20 protein-coding genes are annotated in these 16,795 nt (G+C 50.9%); 16 read left to right on the forward strand and 4 right to left on the reverse strand.

Features of this window, described 5'->3' with window-relative positions:
- The 7 genes from E4L36_RS17755 to E4L36_RS00030 all read left to right on the forward strand — a co-directional run.
- On the forward strand, positions 1-236 hold a 236-nt coding region (locus E4L36_RS17755; protein ID WP_206064466.1), incomplete at its 5' end, for a hypothetical protein.
- Complete coding sequence (locus E4L36_RS00005) at positions 229-459, forward strand: hypothetical protein (RefSeq protein ID WP_127693786.1); 231 nt, start codon at positions 229-231, stop codon at positions 457-459. The genes E4L36_RS17755 and E4L36_RS00005, both read left to right, overlap by 8 nt.
- A gap of 5 nt (positions 460-464) precedes the next feature.
- Positions 465-1,508 (forward strand): NAD(P)H-dependent glycerol-3-phosphate dehydrogenase, encoded by a 1,044-nt coding sequence (locus E4L36_RS00010; RefSeq protein ID WP_136678448.1) that lies wholly within the window; start codon positions 465-467, stop codon positions 1,506-1,508.
- Positions 1,508-1,957 (forward strand): histidine phosphatase family protein, encoded by a 450-nt coding sequence (locus E4L36_RS00015; protein ID WP_136678449.1) that lies wholly within the window; start codon positions 1,508-1,510, stop codon positions 1,955-1,957. Before E4L36_RS00010 ends, E4L36_RS00015 begins: the two co-directional genes overlap by 1 nt.
- Before the next feature lie 41 nt (positions 1,958-1,998).
- Complete coding sequence (locus tag E4L36_RS00020; protein WP_136678450.1) at positions 1,999-2,835, forward strand: alpha/beta fold hydrolase; 837 nt, start codon at positions 1,999-2,001, stop codon at positions 2,833-2,835.
- Between the two features lie 32 nt (positions 2,836-2,867).
- On the forward strand, positions 2,868-3,686 hold the full coding sequence (locus E4L36_RS00025; protein WP_136678451.1) for a DUF4892 domain-containing protein: 819 nt from the start codon (positions 2,868-2,870) through the stop codon (positions 3,684-3,686).
- Between the two features lie 2 nt (positions 3,687-3,688).
- Positions 3,689-4,570, forward strand: a complete 882-nt coding sequence (locus tag E4L36_RS00030; protein WP_127693781.1) for a patatin-like phospholipase family protein — start codon at positions 3,689-3,691, stop codon at positions 4,568-4,570.
- A gap of 8 nt (positions 4,571-4,578) precedes the next feature.
- Here the strand turns inward: E4L36_RS00030 and folE are convergent, their stop codons facing one another.
- The gene (gene folE / locus E4L36_RS00035; protein WP_127693780.1) at positions 4,579-5,118 is read right to left on the reverse strand and encodes a GTP cyclohydrolase I FolE; all 540 of its coding nucleotides are present in this window, start codon (positions 5,116-5,118) and stop codon (positions 4,579-4,581) included.
- Between the two features lie 90 nt (positions 5,119-5,208).
- The gene (locus tag E4L36_RS00040; protein WP_136678452.1) at positions 5,209-5,766 is read right to left on the reverse strand and encodes a Smr/MutS family protein; all 558 of its coding nucleotides are present in this window, start codon (positions 5,764-5,766) and stop codon (positions 5,209-5,211) included.
- A 119-nt stretch (positions 5,767-5,885) separates the two neighbouring features.
- Here E4L36_RS00040 and prmB point away from each other — a divergent pair, with 119 nt between their 5' ends.
- The 4 genes from prmB to speE all read left to right on the forward strand — a co-directional run bounded on the left by prmB (position 5,886) and on the right by speE (position 9,651).
- A complete protein-coding gene (gene prmB / locus E4L36_RS00045) occupies positions 5,886-6,800 on the forward strand; it encodes a 50S ribosomal protein L3 N(5)-glutamine methyltransferase (protein WP_136678453.1) in 915 nt (304 codons plus the stop codon).
- Positions 6,801-6,853: 53 nt separating this feature from the next.
- Positions 6,854-7,942, forward strand: a complete 1,089-nt coding sequence (gene aroC, locus E4L36_RS00050) for a chorismate synthase (protein WP_136678454.1) — start codon at positions 6,854-6,856, stop codon at positions 7,940-7,942.
- A 376-nt stretch (positions 7,943-8,318) separates the two neighbouring features.
- Positions 8,319-8,816, forward strand: a complete 498-nt coding sequence (gene speD / locus E4L36_RS00055) for an adenosylmethionine decarboxylase (RefSeq protein WP_127693776.1) — start codon at positions 8,319-8,321, stop codon at positions 8,814-8,816.
- The gene (speE, locus tag E4L36_RS00060) at positions 8,797-9,651 is read left to right on the forward strand and encodes a polyamine aminopropyltransferase (protein WP_136678455.1); all 855 of its coding nucleotides are present in this window, start codon (positions 8,797-8,799) and stop codon (positions 9,649-9,651) included. Before speD ends, speE begins: the two co-directional genes overlap by 20 nt.
- On the opposite strand, the gene E4L36_RS00065 is transcribed toward speE, so the two are convergent.
- The gene (locus E4L36_RS00065) at positions 9,648-10,244 is read right to left on the reverse strand and encodes a TetR/AcrR family transcriptional regulator (RefSeq protein ID WP_136678456.1); all 597 of its coding nucleotides are present in this window, start codon (positions 10,242-10,244) and stop codon (positions 9,648-9,650) included. The two genes, speE and E4L36_RS00065, sit on opposite strands and share 4 nt — an antisense overlap.
- A 93-nt stretch (positions 10,245-10,337) precedes the next feature.
- Between E4L36_RS00065 and E4L36_RS00070 the strand changes: the two genes are divergently transcribed.
- The 5 genes from E4L36_RS00070 to cydX all read left to right on the forward strand — a co-directional run bounded on the left by E4L36_RS00070 (position 10,338) and on the right by cydX (position 15,386).
- Positions 10,338-10,787, forward strand: coding sequence for an HPP family protein (locus tag E4L36_RS00070; protein WP_240770646.1), 450 nt, complete (start codon positions 10,338-10,340; stop codon positions 10,785-10,787).
- A 254-nt stretch (positions 10,788-11,041) separates the two neighbouring features.
- The gene (locus E4L36_RS00075) at positions 11,042-12,355 is read left to right on the forward strand and encodes an FAD/NAD(P)-binding oxidoreductase (protein ID WP_136679247.1); all 1,314 of its coding nucleotides are present in this window, start codon (positions 11,042-11,044) and stop codon (positions 12,353-12,355) included.
- Positions 12,356-12,567: 212 nt separating this feature from the next.
- On the forward strand, positions 12,568-14,142 hold the full coding sequence (locus E4L36_RS00080) for a cytochrome ubiquinol oxidase subunit I (RefSeq protein ID WP_136678458.1): 1,575 nt from the start codon (positions 12,568-12,570) through the stop codon (positions 14,140-14,142).
- Positions 14,135-15,271 (forward strand): cytochrome d ubiquinol oxidase subunit II, encoded by a 1,137-nt coding sequence (gene cydB / locus E4L36_RS00085; protein ID WP_136678459.1) that lies wholly within the window; start codon positions 14,135-14,137, stop codon positions 15,269-15,271. Before E4L36_RS00080 ends, cydB begins: the two co-directional genes overlap by 8 nt.
- 16 nt (positions 15,272-15,287) lie before the next feature.
- The gene (cydX, locus tag E4L36_RS00090) at positions 15,288-15,386 is read left to right on the forward strand and encodes a cytochrome bd-I oxidase subunit CydX (protein WP_127693770.1); all 99 of its coding nucleotides are present in this window, start codon (positions 15,288-15,290) and stop codon (positions 15,384-15,386) included.
- A 56-nt stretch (positions 15,387-15,442) separates the two neighbouring features.
- Here the strand turns inward: cydX and E4L36_RS00095 are convergent, their stop codons facing one another.
- On the reverse strand, positions 15,443-16,759 hold the full coding sequence (locus E4L36_RS00095) for a sigma-54-dependent Fis family transcriptional regulator (RefSeq protein WP_136678460.1): 1,317 nt from the start codon (positions 16,757-16,759) through the stop codon (positions 15,443-15,445).
- Between the last annotated feature and the right edge of the window lie 36 nt (positions 16,760-16,795).

Genomic DNA, 16,795 nt, shown 5'->3' on the forward strand with positions numbered 1-16,795 from the left:
AAGCTCAAGAAGCTCAAGAAGCTCAAGAAGCTCAAGAAGCTCAAGAAGCTCAAGAAGCTCAAGAAGCTCAAGAAGCTCAAGAAGCTCAAGAAGCTCAAGAAGCTCAAGAAGCTCAAGAAGCCGAATCTTCTGCAGAGGCGGAGCCTAATACATCAGATGCAGAAGCGGCAGCGACCAAATCTGCCCAACTTGAGTTGCTAGAAGAGAAAGACGAGAAGAAAGCAGACAATGTCTGAAGATCGACACAACACCAAAAAACTATCCCGGATCCTCGGGGTAGTTTTTAGTGCAATTTTCTTTGCTATCGGTGTGGCGGGATTCCAGAGAACCGGCGATTTTGTGCAATTGGCGGTGTTTATTGGCTTGTCGGCGCTCGCTTACATGGTAGTGATTTTTGTCTTTGCAGGGATTGATCGCCTACTGGATAAGGTTGATGACCGTCCGGATGGTGATAAGTAGATATCATGAGCTTGGAACAACACACACAACTCAAAAAAGTAGCCGTGCTTGGCGGTGGCAGTTTCGGAACTGTTATTGCCAATATCATGGCAGAGAAGGGCATTCCTGTTCATCAATGGATGCGTGATGCAAACCGTGCAGATGAGGTGAACACTCAACACGAGAACACGCGCTACCTTCCTGGATATGCGCTATCGCCTGCGTTGGTGGCAACAACGGATATCGAGTCGGCAGTACGCGATGCGGCGATCATATTTGTTTCTATCCCTAGCCCGAGCTTTCGCGATGTTCTGCGCCAAGCAAAACCGTTTGTGACATCCGAACAGTATGTTGTTAGCACCACAAAAGGGATTGAAAGTACCGGCTTTCATTTGATGAGTGAGATCATCAAGGATGAGCTGCCAGATGTAAAAGTGGGTGTGATTAGCGGCCCAAACCTTGCCAAAGAGATCGCGCAGCATCATCTAACGGCAACCGTTATCGCAAGCGAAGATGAGGGTGTGCGGGCATTGGTTCAAGAAGCGCTGCACCAGAGCTACTTCCGCGTCTATGCAAGCTCTGACACGTATGGCGTTGAGCTGGGCGGCACGCTGAAGAACATCTACGCTATTGCGGCGGGTTTAAGCGCTGCGTTAGGTATGGGTGAGAATACGCGTAGCATGTTGATGACGCGCAGCCTTGCAGAGATGAGCCGCTTTGCCGTTTCGATGGGCGCAAACCCGCTCACATTCTTGGGGCTGGCCGGTGTTGGTGATTTGATGGTGACGTGCATGTCCTCATTGAGTCGCAACTACCGTGTTGGCTACGCACTTGGTAGCGGACAGAGTTTGCAAGAGGCGGTGGATGCACTCGGTGAGGTGGCCGAGGGCGTTAATACGATCAAGATCGTCAAAGAGAAGTCGGACGAGAAAGAGATCTATATGCCGCTGGTCTCTGGGCTTTACGAAGTTGTTTTCAATGGCGCTCCCGTTAAAGAGGTTGCTGGTATGTTGATGACGAATGAGCAAAGCACCGATGTTGAGTTCGTTTTGCCGCGAGATGCTGTGTAATGCTGACTTTGATGCGCCATGGCGAGGCTGGTTGGGATGCACCAACGGATGAGTCTCGTGTGCTTACAGCGCATGGGATCGCGTTTATCCAGCACGTGGTGGCAGAGAATGCCGCTTTGTTTGGTGGGGTTAAGCGCGTCCTTGTGAGTCCGTATCTGCGCACCCAGCAAACGGTGAATACTATCTTGGCAGAGCTGGCGCATCAGCCTGAGGTGATCACAGATGACCGCTGGACGCCTGAGTCAGATATCTCCTCAGCCATCGCCTCACTTGAGGCCCATTGGTGTGAAGGGTTGCTCGTAGTCACACATCAGCCATTGGTTGGGAATTTGGTCTCCTACTTGTTAGAAGGGGATAAACTGCATCCGGAGCCATTGCTGCCGGCGCACTTCGCTACGCTGACCATGGAATGGCCAGCAGCAGCGCTTGCTCAGCGCGTATCTATTTAATCCTCCATGCTTTTTTCTTCGTGCTTTGCTAATGTAGAAGCATGAAAGAGATCACGTTTTCTGTGGGCGACCACACACTCAGAGGGCTCGAATCAGGGCCCGCCGACGCTCCCATATTGCTCGCGTTTCATGGCTGGCTAGATAATGCCGCGAGCTTTAATGAGCTGCGTCAGCACTTCACCGATTATCGCTTTATTGCCCTCGATATGATGGGGCACGGCTATTCTGATCATCGTCCCATCTCTATGCCGTACTATATTTGGGATAATGTGGCGGATGTGCGTGCGGTGGTTGCGGCGTTGACCGATCAACCTATCACGTTGATTGGCCACTCGATGGGCGCGAGTATCGCAACACTATTTGCGGGTGCGTTTCCTACGATGGTTAAGCAGTTATTTCTGATCGAGGGGTTGGCGCCACTCGTATACAAAGCAGATGAGCTGCCAAGCTTAATGGCTGATGCCATCGTCAAGCGTGAGCGGCAAATGAGCAAAACGCTACGCCCTTACACCTGTAAAGAAGACGCGATACGAGCGCGCGTGAATGGCCGCTGGCCGGTCAATCAGCAAGGTGCTGAGTGGCTGATAGAGAGAGGCTTAAAAGAGACGCCCGAGGGGTTCATCTGGCGCAGTGATCCAGGCCTTATGCTGCCATCGATTGTGCGCCTTAGCGAAGACCATGTAACTGCCTTTATGCAAGCGGTTGAGGCTCCGGTGTCGCTCTATCTTGGCCACGAAGGGCTACATGATGAGAGCTGGGATCGGCGGATTGAGCTGCTTACTAACTGCTCGGTGAGCTGGTTGCCAGGTAATCATCACTTACACCTGTATAGCGAACCAGCACAAGCGATTGCGGTCGCTATAAGAGAGCAGCTTTAAATGTGATACCACCCACTGGCGGGAGCGGATAGATGATAGTACGACAGGTAGTTTTGGGCTTTATCCTTTTCACTTCCATGTTGAGCGCGGCGCAGGATGATATTGCAAGCGCGGGAGTTGAGCCGATCGAGCGTTATCGCGGAGCTTGGATTGTGCGGTATGCGCAACAAGATGATGTGGACTATCGATTGCCGCTAGGGGGGATAGAGCAGGTCAATGGTGTTGAGCGCCCTGAAGATTCCGAACTGCTTACAGGCCACCTAACGCGTATTACCTATCGCCTTCAAGAGGGCACACGTACCCGCAAAATTGCGGACTTTTATCAGGAACTGCTGGCATCGTTAGATGCAAAGGTACGCTATGAGTGTCGCGGGCGTGCGTGTGGTAGCAGCAACTACTGGGCGAACGAGGTGTTTGATAACTCGCGTCTTTACGGCTTAGCGGCTGCGCAACACTACATCGCGGCTGAGTTACCCGGCTTGTCATTGGCGATCTACATAACAGAGCGTGGTAACCGACGTATCTATGTGCAGGTGGAGGCGATTGAGACTGACTCAACGGCACGGCTGATCACACAGTTGGATATTCAAGGTCATGTTGTACTAGCGACAGATCAGCTACCACAAACTGATGCATTACAGCGCTTACTGGGCGCATTGGATGGGCGCGATGTTGCTTTGGTTATCCATCATCGTGGTGATGATTTTGGCGCGGCATTGGCTGCGGCGCGTAAGGTGCAATCCGAGCTTTCTGGGGTAATCCCACAAAGTGTTGATAGTTACGCGGTTGGCCGATATGTCCCGTCAGTATTAGGTGATGCGCAGTTTGTCATCACGCTAGTGAGAGAGTAGCGATGACAACCGTATCTTTGGTGTTGGGTTCGGGCGGTGCGCGTGGTTATGCGCACATCGGTGTGATCGAGGAGCTTGAGCGCCGTGGTTACACGATTAACTGTATTGCGGGCAGCTCGATGGGCGCGCTAATTGGTGGTTTGTATGCAGCCGATGGTCTTGAGGCATACAAAGCTTGGGTAGTGAGCTTATCGCGCTTAAATATTCTCAGTTTACTGGATCTTACCTTCAGCATGGGGGCTATCCGCGGGGAGCGTTTGTTTAATAAGCTGAGTGAGTTTCTCGACGATTCCGCGATAGAAACGCTCAGAATCCCTTTTACAGCCGTTGCAACCGATATCGTTCATCAGAAAGAGGTTTGGTTTCAGCGCGGTTCGCTACGTGAGGCCATCAGAGCATCGATTGCTGTTCCCGGTGTTTTTACGCCGGTTATACAAGAGCACCGCGTGCTTGTGGATGGCGGTGTTCTTAATCCGCTGCCTATTATCCCAACCGTTGCTGCGCGCTCTGATCTGATCATCGCGGTTGATCTCAACAGCAAGTCACTGCTGCCGGAGATCTCGTTGCCCGACTATTCGATGGGAGGCATCCCGCTTGAGGATGGTTTTGCAGCACATCAAGCGCAACACCGGTCTCCCGAAGAGAGCAGCAAGTTTGATAGCAATCTCGATATTATTATGAACTCTCTTGAGGTGATGCAGGGGGCGTTGGCGCAATACAAAATCGCAGGGTATCCACCCGACCTGCTGATCGAAGTGCCCACTGAAGTGTGCCAGTTTCATGATTTTCACCGTGCCACCGAGGTGATCGAAGTAGGAAGGCAGGTGGCTGCAAAAGCGTTAGATGAGATGGAAGCGCGTGCCCAGAGGCCTGGGCACATTTAGCGGATCGCTTAGCGAATCAGTGAGAGAAACTCTGAACGCGTTTCGGAGTTGGAGCGGAACGAGCCGAGCATCATTGAGGTTTTCATCGAGCTGTTCTGCTTTTCGACACCGCGCATCATCATGCACATGTGCTTCGCTTCGATAACAACGCCAACACCTTTTGCGCCGGTGACTTGCTCTATTGCTTCAGCAATCTGTTTGGTCATGTTCTCTTGAATCTGAAGGCGGCGGGCGTACATATCCACGATACGTGCGATTTTAGATAGCCCAACAACTTGTCCGTCAGGGATATAAGCCACATGCGCTTTACCGATAAACGGCAGCATGTGGTGCTCGCAAAGAGAGTAAAGCTCAATATCTTTGACGATAACCATCTCGCTGTTATCCGATGGGAAGAGTGCACCGTTAACAACATCTTCAAGAGTTTGCTCATAGCCGCGAGTAAGATAAGCCATCGCTTTGGCTGCGCGAGCTGGTGTATCTACCAAGCCTTCACGGGTCAGGTCTTCGCCAACCTGTTCAATAATGGTGGCATACGCTTTTTCCATCACGAGTGGATATCCCCTAAGTTCTTGTCGTTCAAAAAAGGCGCTAAGTTACGCCAACATGACAGTTTCGTAAAGTGTCCGCACTAATTATTATCGATTTTGCTTGATCAGTACGTAGAGCGCGCCGGTGCCACCGTCACGCGCTTGTGCAGAGCAGAATGCGAGAACTTGCGGTAACTGGCGGAGCCAATCGTTGACATAGGATTTTAGGATTGGCTTTTGGCCGCTCTGGCTGAATGCTTTGCCGTGGACAACCAACACAGCGCGGCAGCTGTTGCGCTGTGCATCGCGAATAAAGTGGCTCAGCTCATCTCGTGCGGTATCAATGGTCATGCCGTGTAGATCGATACCGGCTTCCCACGGAATATGGCCTTTGCGCAGACGTTTCATTACACGAATCTGCACACCGGGTGCAGCAAATAGCAGTTCCTCTTCGGACTCAACGATCTCCACCGCTTCGCTTGATAGCCCGTCAATAACCTGTTCAATCTCTTCGCTTGCCGCGTCACGGTGCAACGCTTTAGATCGGTTTTTGCGGATGGGGCCATTGCTGCGGGTTACACGATCATGGTTAAGCGGCTTTACGTCCGCCATCAGGTCTGAAAAGTTTGGCGTGGTTTCATCCGGTGAGTTTTTCGTATCAGACATAGAACCCTTATCAGGAATTGATTAAACTGCTGAACCTTAAATCGCGCTACGGTGCAGCAAAGTGGTTCTTATCTTTGCCTTGCTTCGCGTTAACAGTCGTTATTATCCCGATAGATATTATGTTTGATCAAGCGTTATTAAAAAATGAATTGTGTACGATCCGCGATTTTATCCGCTGGACCTGCACACAGATGAATCAACACGGCGTTTACTTTGGCCACGGCCATGTGAACGCTTGGGATGAGGCGTCCCAACTGGTTCTGGCAGCCGTGAAACTTCCTTGGGATAGCAGTGAAACAGTGCTGGATGCGCGTTTGTTATCGTCAGAGAAAGAGACGGTTATCTCATATGTCGAAAAGCGTGTACTACAGCGTATGCCGTTGCCATATATAACCCAAGAGGCTTGGTTCTTAGGTTTGCCTTTTTATGTGGATGAGCGCGTGTTGATTCCGCGCTCGCCGATTGCGCAGCTACTAGAAACCGAATGCTCCCCATTTTTGCGTCCAGGTCCAGTGGAGCGCGTGCTTGATCTGTGTACCGGTAGCGGCTGTATTGGCATTGGAGCGGCGTATATTTTCGAAGAGGCAACGGTTGATCTGGTTGATATTTCGGATGATGCACTGGCTGTGGCCCGCAAGAATATCCGTGCTCACGGCATGGAAGAGCGCATTGAAGCGCTCCAAAGTGACCTGTTTGCCGGCCTTCAGGGACGACGCTACGATCTAATCCTGTCGAATCCACCGTATGTTGATCAAGCTGACTTCGCATCGATGCCCGATGAGTACCAGCATGAACCCGAGTTAGCGTTGACATCTGGCGATGACGGCTTGGATATCACCAAGCGTATCCTGCGCGAGGCAAACGAATATCTAACCGAGGATGGGCTGCTGATTGTGGAGGTGGGTAATAGTGAAGTGCACCTCATGGAGCAGTATCCACAAGTACCGCTAACGTGGGTGGAGTTGCCCCAAGGCGGTAATGGCGTGTTCGCTATCACCGCGCAGGATTTACGCCAATATCGCGACGAAATTTAATAGACTCGTTATAATACGCCCGCAAAAAAGCGCAACGGAGAGATAAAGACACTATGTCAGGCAACAGTTTCGGCAAGCTATTTACAGTAACGACCTTCGGCGAGAGTCATGGTCCGGCATTGGGTTGTATCGTTGATGGTTGCCCTCCGGGTATCGAACTCTCAGAAGCTGATCTGCAGCAGGACTTAGATCGCCGCAAACCGGGTACATCGCGCCACACGACACAGCGTCGTGAGCCCGATCAGGTGCGTATCTTGTCGGGTGTGTTTGAAGGCAAGACAACCGGGACTGCTATCGGCTTGCTGATCGAAAATACGGACCAGCGCTCAAAAGATTACTCAAATATCGCTGAGACGTTCCGCCCAGCGCATGCCGACTATGTGTATACCCATAAGTATGGCTTCCGTGATTACCGTGGTGGCGGGCGTTCGTCTGCGCGTGAAACAGCGATGCGTGTTGCCGCTGGTGGGATTGCGAAAAAGTTTCTTGAAGCCAAAGGTATTCAGGTACGGGGTTACTTATCGCAGCTTGGCCCTGTGGCCATCAACAATGAGAACTTCGACTGGGATCAAGTTGATCAAAACCCGTTCTTTAGCCCAGATGCTGCGGCTGTGAGCGAGATGGAAACCTATATGGATGCTCTGCGTAAAGAGGGTAATTCGGTGGGCGCCAAAATCTCTGTTGTTGCACAAGGCGTTCCTGTTGGGTTAGGTGAGCCGATCTTTGATCGTATCGATGCGGATCTTGCTCATGCTCTAATGAGCATCAACGCCGTTAAAGGTGTTGAGATCGGCGACGGGTTTGATGTGGTAAGCCAGAAGGGTACTGAGCATCGTGATGAGATGTTCCCAGATGGCTTCGGCTCTAACCATGCGGGTGGTATCTTGGGCGGTATCACAACAGGCCAAGATGTTGTCGCACATATCGCACTGAAACCGACTTCGAGCTTGCGCTTGCCGGGGCAGAGTATCGATGTACACGGCAACCCAATAGAGGTGGTTACCAAGGGCCGCCATGACCCGTGTGTAGGTATCCGCGCGACGCCGATTGCTGAGGCGATGATGGCGATTGTCTTGATGGATCATTACCTACGCAACCGCGCACAAAATGCCGATGTTGATTGCGCAACCCCGGTAATCTAACGTCTGCTATAGCGGTGTGGTCTTAAGCTGCACCGCTATGACCTTTCCTCGCTATTAGCCACTCTGCTGTCTTATCGAGTCTCCCGCCGAATCGGCGTTTGAAGAAACCGTGTTAAGCGGTGCTTACCGGCCTATTTTCGTTGCTTCGCGCTTTAGTGATTTATGTCGCTAACCTTTTGAAGTTGTGTGTGATTTTTATACTTTTTATCGTTACCTTCGCGAAGGTGAAAATTAATCATCTTTGAAATTGGTTTTTTCTTGCGTTCACTAAACAAAAGAGTGTAAAACAGCCCCTCAAATTTTTAGGCGCCCAGATTGGCTGGGCAGGTTAGGTACTGGATAGATTAAAAATCCTCCCAACTGGAGACAAACCATAATGAAAGAATCGCTTTCTGAAGTGCACCTGGCGGACGACCAAGAGGCTGTAAGCAGTGTTGCACCTTGGCCTGCGTTTACGCAAGGCGAAGAAGAGGAGCGTTTGGACTACTTTATCGAGCGTAATGGCGAGCGCTTTGCTGGCACTCACCTGATTATCGATTTAAGTGGTGCTTCTAAGTTAGATGACTTGGAAGTGATGGAGCAAGCCCTACGGGACTCCGTCGACGCTGCTGGTGCGACACTGCTACATATTCATCTTCACCACTTTACCCCAAATGGCGGTATTTCGGGCGTTGCCGTATTGGCAGAGTCCCATATCAGCGTACATACATGGCCAGAACGCAATTATGCGGCGTTTGATGTGTTTATGTGTGGCGCAGCAGAGCCTGAGAAATCCATTCCGGTTCTGGAAAACGCATTCTCACCCAGCCGTGTCAACGTGGATGAGATCTTACGGGGTAAACGAAGAGTAGAAGATGATGACTACGTATCTTGAGAAACTATACGACAGTTACGGACAACAGTTTACGATTGATGAAGTGTTGTTCGAGCAACAGACCGATTCTTGGCATCTGATTATTTTCCGTAATGAGATGTTCGGCACCGTGATGGCACTGGATGGCATTATCCAGACCACGGAGCGTGACGAATTTGTATATCATGAAATGCTGACTCACGTGCCACTCTTTGCACACGGCGCGGCTAAGCGTGTATTGATCATTGGTGGCGGTGATGGTGGCATCCTGCGCGAAGTGACCAAGCACCCTGAAGTCGAGCATGTGACGCAGGTTGAGATCGACCAAGCCGTGATTGATATGTGTAAAACGTATCTGCCCAATCACTCGGCCGGTGCATTTGATGATCCGCGTGCGAATATTGTGATTGCAGACGGCATTGAATATGTCACGCAAACAGACGAGAAGTTTGACGTTATTATCTCTGACTGTACCGACCCTGTTGGGCCTGGCGAAGTGCTCTTTAGCAGCACCTTCTACGAAGGCTGCAAACGCTGTTTAAACGAGGGTGGCATCTTTGTTGCCCAAAACGGTGTTGCCTTTATGCAGATTGAAGAGGTGCAAACAACAAAGCGTCGTTTGAGCCCTTACTTTAACGATCAGAGCTTCTATTGCGCCGCTGTACCTACCTACATTGGTGGCAATATGACATTGGCTTGGGCTGCTGATAACCCAGCGCTGCGCTCAGTTGAGCTGCAAACGCTTGAAGCCCGCTTCGTTGCATCTGGCATTAAAACACGCTACTACAATCCGCAGATGCACGCCGGTGCGTTTGCGCTACCGCAATACATCATCGACGCCCTCGATGAGGTTTAACGGCTAGTGCGGTTATGCACTGAGAGCGTTGGGCTTTTGGCCTGTGCTCTCAGTGCAGCCAATATCTGCTGTGCCTGTTTGGCGGCACCCGTTTGCTGACCAACATAAGCAGAGGTGATGGCTCCCTCTTTCAGAAGCATAATAGTATCCGCCCAAGCCTGTTCGTTTTCCTCAGCAATACTGTGCCGAATTGTCTGCGCAACTAACGCTTTGTGTTTTGCACAGTAGCTCGCTATTTCTGAATCAAGTTCGGTGTATTGCGCTGCGGTGTTAATGAAGAAGCAGCCACGGAAATCTCCCAGCTCCTCCACAGTGCCGTTAAACCAGTGATCGAGGCCAGTAAACAACCGGTCTATAACCTCATCCACTGATTGGCTCCCCGATAACACACGTGCTAGCCACCCCATAAATTGCTCATGACGCTGCTCAAGTGCACTCAAGATGAGCGCATCCTTGCTTGCGAAGTGATGATAAAGCGTCTTCTTCGCTACGCCTGAACGCGCCAGTATTTCGTTAATGCCGACGCTCTTTACCCCTTTTTCGTAAAAAAGGGCTAGCGCGGCATCTATTAGCTCTTGTCGTTTATCGTTCATGTCGATGCTCATTAGGAGTTTGCGTATAGTTTGACAAAGGGAGACCGACTTGTCTATTTTAGGTAGACAGATTGGTCTACTTGGTTTTTTATAATGCATGTTTTGCTATCAGTGTGGGCAGGCATTGCTGCTGCGATTGGAATCGGCATCTTGGTGCTGTTAGGTGAGATGCACCCGAATATCACGCTGTTGATGGCGCCGTTCGGTGCTACTGCTGTGATTATTTTCGGCTTGCCGAGCAGCCCTCTCGCACGGCCTAAAAATGTGATTTTAGGTCACCTTATTACCGCTGCTATCGGTGTTTGTTTTGTTGAGCTGGGTGATGGCGTGCCGCTAGAGATGGCATTTGCGACAGGGCTCGGTGTCACTGCGATGTTGCTTACCGGTACAACACATCCACCTGCTGGAGCAAACCCGATGGTGATTATCCTAGCAGGGCAAGGCTGGAGCTTCTTATTAGCGCCGGTGCTTAGCGGGGCGGTTTTGCTGGTTCTTGTTGCTCATCTGGCGAACAGATTTGTTCATACCAATAAGACAAATTAGACATAGAACTATGTCAATTGTGGCAAAGTGTTATGTGTTTTGTTCGCTGATGGAGATATCTGTTGCTTAGATACAACGATAACTGCTTGTAATTACGAGACATTATATCTGGATTTAATTAATTAGTGATTGCTAAATAACTGGCACATTTACTGCTAATTCCTATTTAGAAAATAAATCAAAACGTTCAGCGGTAGTGGGGTAGCTTGCTCCGCTGTCGCGTTCAATTGCTGGATTAGAATAGGGTGGAAGTTATGGCAGTCACTAGACGTAGTGTGCTAAAAGCAGGCGCTGCAGTCGGCTTAGCAGGTGCAGTGGGTATTGCAGGTTGGGAGTTCAGTAAGCTCAAAACGACAGCAAAAATCGTTATTGTGGGGGGCGGTGCTGGCGGCATTGGTTTGGCCAACCAGTTGTTGACTCAGCTATCGGGAGCCGAGATTACCGTGATTGATCCACGTGGATATCACTGGTATCAACCTGGGCAAACACTGTTATTGGCCGGTGCCTACCAAGCCGAGAGTGATGTTGTTTCTGCGAACGAAAGCTACCTTGATTCGAAAATCAATTGGGTGGCTGATGAGGTGGTTGCTTACGAGCCAGACAATAATCACGTGGTCACTGCCAAAGGTGAAAAGATCAACTATGACTTTCTTGTCGTTGCCAGTGGTTTAGAGCTTCGGTACGACATGATCGAGGGGTTAGATGTTGCGCAGATCGGCCAAGATTACATTACGAGTATTTATCTAAGCCCAGAGGCTGGCGTTGCGAGCCATCAGCAAGCGCTAGGCTTTGCTCGCTCAGGTGGAGGTAACGCTGTATTCACCCGCCCGCAGGGTGCGATGAAGTGTGCTGGAGCACCGATGAAAGCCACTAACCTTGTTGAGTTCTTTGTGCGCTCGGCGGGCCCGCGTGATGCATTTCAGTTTGATTATTTTACCTCTGAACACTTTCTTTTCTCAGTGAAGCCATTCGATAAGCGCTTACGCGGCATTTGGCAAGAGCGCGCGATTGCGCCTCACTATCAGCACACGCTAACAGCCATCGATACCGAGGCAAAGACTGCACAGTTTCAAAAAGCAGATGGCGCACGCGCATCAGTATCTTGGGACTTTATTCATATCGCGCCACCGATGACAGCGGTAGCCAGTGTCAGGAACTCGGCGCTGGCGGATAAAACGAAATACCACGGTTATGTTGAAGTTGATCAGTTCACCATGCGCCATAAGCGCTTTGACAATGTATTTGCCTTAGGTGACACCGCGGGAACCCCGATTGGCAAAACAGCAGCATCGGTTAAATCGCAAATCCCAGTGATAACAGCCAACATTCGGGCGTTGCTTGAACAGCAAGAACTCGTTGCAAAGTGGGATGGCTACACCTCTTGCCCGATGATTCTGGATGTGGGGCACGCCATGCTTTGGGAGTTCGATTACAGCTTAGAGCCCATCACCGCGCTGCCCTTTGAAGTGGTTGATCCGCTCGAAGTAAGTGAGCTTGCTTGGGTGATGGAGAAGTCGCTGATTAAGCCGGTGTATGACCTCATGCTTCACGGCTATACGCCCATCTAGCGTAGTCAGGGCGTGGCAGCATGTCGCGCCCTAGTTGGCAAACGCTGCGTCAAAATTGGCAATTACCATCTGTAGATTATATCAATTCAATCTGAAATTTTATTAAGTCTATTAATTTCAATGAGTTACGTTCCTGTTTTAATTGGCATGTTTACTGCTAAAACAGTGAGCAGGTTAAGTATTTTTCATCAGGGCAAAGTAAGGTAATTTTTATGGTTTCCGAAACGGTTGTGGAGCTATCGCGTTGGCAGTTCGCGCTAACAGCGATGTACCACTTTTTATTCGTGCCCCTCACACTCGGGCTATCATTTCTATTAGCCATTATGGAATCCGTCTACGTCATGACGGGTAAACAGATCTACAAAGATATGACCCGCTTCTGGGGTAAGCTCTTTGGTATCAACTTCGCCTTGGGTGTAACAACAGGTTTAACCATGGAGTTCCAATTTGGGACGAACTGGGCCTACTACTCCCATTACGTGGGCGACATCTTTGGCGCGCCACTGGCAATCGAAGGGTTGATGGCGTTCTTCCTTGAGTCCACCTTTATTGGCTTGTTCTTCTTTGGTTGGGATCGCCTTTCGCGGGTACAGCACTTGGGTGTTACTTGGCTGGTTGCGATCGGTTCTAACTTCTCAGCACTATGGATTCTTATCGCCAACGGTTGGATGCAGAACCCTGTCGGCGCGTACTTTAACTTTGAAACCATGCGGATGGAGATGAGCAGCTTTGCTGATGTGATCTTCAACCCAGTGGCGCAAGTGAAGTTTGTCCACACCGTCTCTGCCGGATATGTCACCGGTGCCGTATTCGTGCTGTCGATCAGCGCGCTCTATCTGTTGTGGGGCCGTGATATTGCGTTTGCGCGCCGCTCGTTTGCGATTGCATCTGCATTTGGACTCGCGTCTGTGCTGTCGGTCATCATCTTGGGAGACGAGAGTGGTTACGAAGTGGGCGATGTGCAAAAGGTGAAGCTCGCTGCAATGGAAGCCGAGTGGGAAACACACCCCGCGCCTGCGCCGTTTACACTCTTTGGTTTGCCCAATCAGGAGACTCAAGAGACCGAGATGGCGGTTAAGATTCCCTATGCATTGGGGCTAATTGCAACCCGCTCTGTCACCGAAGAGGTGACTGGCATCAAAGACCTTGTGGCGCATGCTGAAGGCCGTGTGCGCAACGGCATGGTCGCTTATGAGCTGCTTATGAAGCTGCGTGGTGGTGAAGATACACCGGAAAATCGGGCGGCATTCTCAGCGGTAAGCCAAGATTTGGGTTATGGCCTGCTACTCAAGCGTTTTACGCCAGATGTGGTTGATGCCACCGAAGCGCAAATCAAACAGGCCGCAGAGGATACGATCCCGCAAGTGGCGCCGATGTTTTGGACGTTCCGCATCATGGTAGCCAGCGGCTTTACTATGCTGCTGCTATTTATTCTTGCGTTCTACTACACCTCGAAACGACAAGAGTACCAGACTCGTTGGTTATTGAAATTTGCGGTGCTGTGCTTGCCACTGCCTTGGATTTCGTCAGAAATGGGCTGGTTTGTGGCCGAGTTTGGCCGTCAGCCTTGGGCAATTGGTGAAATCTTACCCACCTATGTCGCAACCTCACAACTAACCGAAACCGACCTATGGATGAGCATCTTCGGCTTTGTTGGTTTGTATACCGTGTTCCTGATTATCGAGGTGTACCTCATGGTGAAGTATGTCCGTAAAGGCCCAAGTGCACTAGGTACAGGGCGATATGACAATGAGACCGAAACTGCGGGGGTTCCACACTATGCTTGATTACGAAACACTTCGGCTTATTTGGTGGCTGCTGGTTGGTGTCTTGCTGATTGGCTTTGCAGTAACCGATGGCTTCGATATGGGGGCTGCGATATTGCTGCCGCTACTGGGAAAAACCGACACTGAGCGACGGGTGATTATCAACACCATCGGCCCCCACTGGGATGGCAATCAGGTGTGGTTTATTACGGCAGGTGGCGCGATCTTTGCGGCGTGGCCGTTGGTTTACGCCACAGCTTTCTCAGGCTTTTACTGGGCGATGCTTTTGGTGCTGTTTGCGCTGTTTTTCCGCCCGATCGGTTTCGAGTATCGCAGTAAGCAAGAGAGCGCTCGCTGGCGGACCAACTGGGACTTAGCACTATGCTTGGGATCTTTTGTTCCGGCTTTGGTGTTTGGTGTTGCGTTTGGCAATCTGTTTTTGGGCGTGCCGTTTCATTTTGATGAGCTAACACGGCCAACCTATACCGGCTCGTTCTGGGCATTGCTCAACCCGTTTGCACTGCTATGCGGCGTAGCCAGTGTCTTGATGCTAGCGCTTCACGGCGCTGTTTGGCTGCAGATGCGCGCGGGCGGCATGATCGAATCACGTGCTCAGCACTATGCTACGCGCTTGGGGCCGGTGCTTGCGGTGGTCATGCTACTTGCCGGTGCAGCGCTGCTGTTCTTTATCGAGGGTTACGAAATCACCTCAGCCGTGGTGGGCGACGCAAGCTCAAACCCACTCTCCAAAAGTGTTGCAAGAACGGATGATTGGTTTGCTAATTTTGACCAACTGCCGCTGCTGTGGTTGTTAGCGCTAGGTGCGATCACGCTGCCGGTTGTGGTGAGTGGTTTAGCAAAAGCAGGGCGCAGCGGCTTAGGTTTTGTGGCCAGTGCGCTGAATATCGCGGTCATCATCTTATTGGCAGGCGCTACATTATTCCCGTTTGTGTTGCCATCCTCATCGGATCTTGCCAGCAGCCTAACGCTGTGGGACGCCACCTCCAGCGAACTGACGCTAACCATTATGTTTTGGGTCGCTGCGTTTTTTGTGCCGATCATCTTGGCGTACACCACTTGGGGATACTACAAAATGTGGCGTCGTATCGAACCAGAGATGATCCAGCGTGACAGCGTGTCGCATTACTGATTTGGGAGTTGATTTTATGTGGTATTTTGCGTGGATTCTTGGCGTCTTACTCGCCTGTAGTTTTGGCATCATCAACGCGATGTGGTTGGAGAACCAGCTCGACGATGGTGAGTAGCCCAGCTTCTTGAAACAATAAGAATCGGAGTTCTCATCAAAAGCATCTTGGGGGACTTAGTCCCCCAGTTTTATTTTTCGGTACAGGGTACGCAAACTGCATTGTGCGATATCGGCCACCTCTGTCTTATCACTGTGCAGCGCTAACAATGCATCCAAATAGTTAGACTCAACCTCCGCTAAACTAAGGCGCTGTTGTGCCGCCGCTAAAAAAGGGTTGGTTTGAGTCGTGCTGTGTGTCGGGCTCAAGCTCAGTGCTTGTGCAACAGTTTGTTTAGACAATTCGTTACTTTCACGTAGCACCACGGCGCGTTCTAAAATGTTTTTTAGCTCGCGGATATTACCGCTGAAAGGGTGCTCACTGAGCAGAGCTAAGGCGTCATCTGTTAGTTTAAGCGGCCGCGTTGCATCGATACGTAAAAGAATACTCGCGGCGAGGAGTGGCAAATCATCACGGCGTTCTTGCAAGGCTGGCAAGCGGATCGGAAAGGTGCTGATGCGGTGATACAGATCTTCACGAAACAGCTTTTGCTCCACCATCTCGGGCAGGTTTTTATGGGTTGCGCAGATCAAGCGGAAGTCAGCTTCGCGCAGGTCCGTTTGCCCCACCGGGCGATAGGTTCGGGTTTCGATCAAGCGCAACAGTTTCACTTGTTGGTGCAACGGGATATCGCCCACTTCATCCAGAAACAACGTGCCACCTTGAGCTGCTTCCACCAGACCTTTGCGGGTGCTGGTTGCGCCAGTAAAAGCGCCGCGCAGATGGCCGAACAGCTCACTTTCGAACAAAGAGTCAGGCAAACCCGAGCACTCCACCGTGACGAACGGTTTACGGGTTCTATGGCTGGCTTTATGTACCGCTTGTGCTGCCAGTTCTTTGCCGGTGCCAGATGCGCCGGTCAAGAGTACATTTACATCGGTTGGGCCGACTTTGTGAATCAAATCAACCAGTTGGTTAAAGGCCTTCGAGCGGCCAATCATCTTGTTTGCGATGGGCTCTGCGCTCACTTCACGGATAGGGCGCATGATCTCGATAAAGTAGCGCCGTTCATGCTCATCGGTGACGGGCGTCGTTTCGATACCAACATGCTCTTTGCCCTGCGGTGTGTTGTGAATATGCAGTACGCTAGAGGTGGCTCCGCTCTCTCTTGCTGCATGCATAGGGCAGTTTTCACCCTCTTGATCGCAGGGGCGGTGATAGCCGTGCGACATCGCGTAGCACTTTACCGGCTGTGGTGTTTGTTGTTCACCAAAGCGATGCTGATAGAGCTGATTTGTTGCCACAATCGTATAGTTCTCATCGATCAGTACAGCGGGGTCACTGTAGCTGTCGAGAATATTCGTCATCGACTTGAGCCAGCTAGCGTCGGTCATCCGTTCACCTTGGAGTTTAATAGTGTGACAATATTG

This window comes from Neptunomonas sp. XY-337 (assembly GCF_004959845.1).
Taxonomy (GTDB): domain Bacteria; phylum Pseudomonadota; class Gammaproteobacteria; order Pseudomonadales; family Balneatricaceae; genus Neptunomonas; species Neptunomonas marina.

Coding starts and splice junctions, on each gene's coding strand:
- E4L36_RS00005 (WP_127693786.1), top strand. CDS start 229: ATGTCTGAAGATCGACACAACACCAAAAAACTATCCCGGATCCTCGGG.
- E4L36_RS00010 (WP_136678448.1), top strand. CDS start 465: ATGAGCTTGGAACAACACACACAACTCAAAAAAGTAGCCGTGCTTGGC.
- E4L36_RS00015 (WP_136678449.1), top strand. CDS start 1,508: ATGCTGACTTTGATGCGCCATGGCGAGGCTGGTTGGGATGCACCAACG.
- E4L36_RS00020 (WP_136678450.1), top strand. CDS start 1,999: ATGAAAGAGATCACGTTTTCTGTGGGCGACCACACACTCAGAGGGCTC.
- E4L36_RS00025 (WP_136678451.1), top strand. CDS start 2,868: ATGATAGTACGACAGGTAGTTTTGGGCTTTATCCTTTTCACTTCCATG.
- E4L36_RS00030 (WP_127693781.1), top strand. CDS start 3,689: ATGACAACCGTATCTTTGGTGTTGGGTTCGGGCGGTGCGCGTGGTTAT.
- folE (WP_127693780.1), bottom strand. CDS start 5,118: ATGGAAAAAGCGTATGCCACCATTATTGAACAGGTTGGCGAAGACCTG.
- E4L36_RS00040 (WP_136678452.1), bottom strand. CDS start 5,766: ATGTCTGATACGAAAAACTCACCGGATGAAACCACGCCAAACTTTTCA.
- prmB (WP_136678453.1), top strand. CDS start 5,886: ATGTTTGATCAAGCGTTATTAAAAAATGAATTGTGTACGATCCGCGAT.
- aroC (WP_136678454.1), top strand. CDS start 6,854: ATGTCAGGCAACAGTTTCGGCAAGCTATTTACAGTAACGACCTTCGGC.
- speD (WP_127693776.1), top strand. CDS start 8,319: ATGAAAGAATCGCTTTCTGAAGTGCACCTGGCGGACGACCAAGAGGCT.
- speE (WP_136678455.1), top strand. CDS start 8,797: ATGATGACTACGTATCTTGAGAAACTATACGACAGTTACGGACAACAG.
- E4L36_RS00065 (WP_136678456.1), bottom strand. CDS start 10,244: ATGAACGATAAACGACAAGAGCTAATAGATGCCGCGCTAGCCCTTTTT.
- E4L36_RS00070 (WP_240770646.1), top strand. CDS start 10,338: ATGCATGTTTTGCTATCAGTGTGGGCAGGCATTGCTGCTGCGATTGGA.
- E4L36_RS00075 (WP_136679247.1), top strand. CDS start 11,042: ATGGCAGTCACTAGACGTAGTGTGCTAAAAGCAGGCGCTGCAGTCGGC.
- E4L36_RS00080 (WP_136678458.1), top strand. CDS start 12,568: ATGGTTTCCGAAACGGTTGTGGAGCTATCGCGTTGGCAGTTCGCGCTA.
- cydB (WP_136678459.1), top strand. CDS start 14,135: ATGCTTGATTACGAAACACTTCGGCTTATTTGGTGGCTGCTGGTTGGT.
- cydX (WP_127693770.1), top strand. CDS start 15,288: ATGTGGTATTTTGCGTGGATTCTTGGCGTCTTACTCGCCTGTAGTTTT.
- E4L36_RS00095 (WP_136678460.1), bottom strand. CDS start 16,759: ATGACCGACGCTAGCTGGCTCAAGTCGATGACGAATATTCTCGACAGC.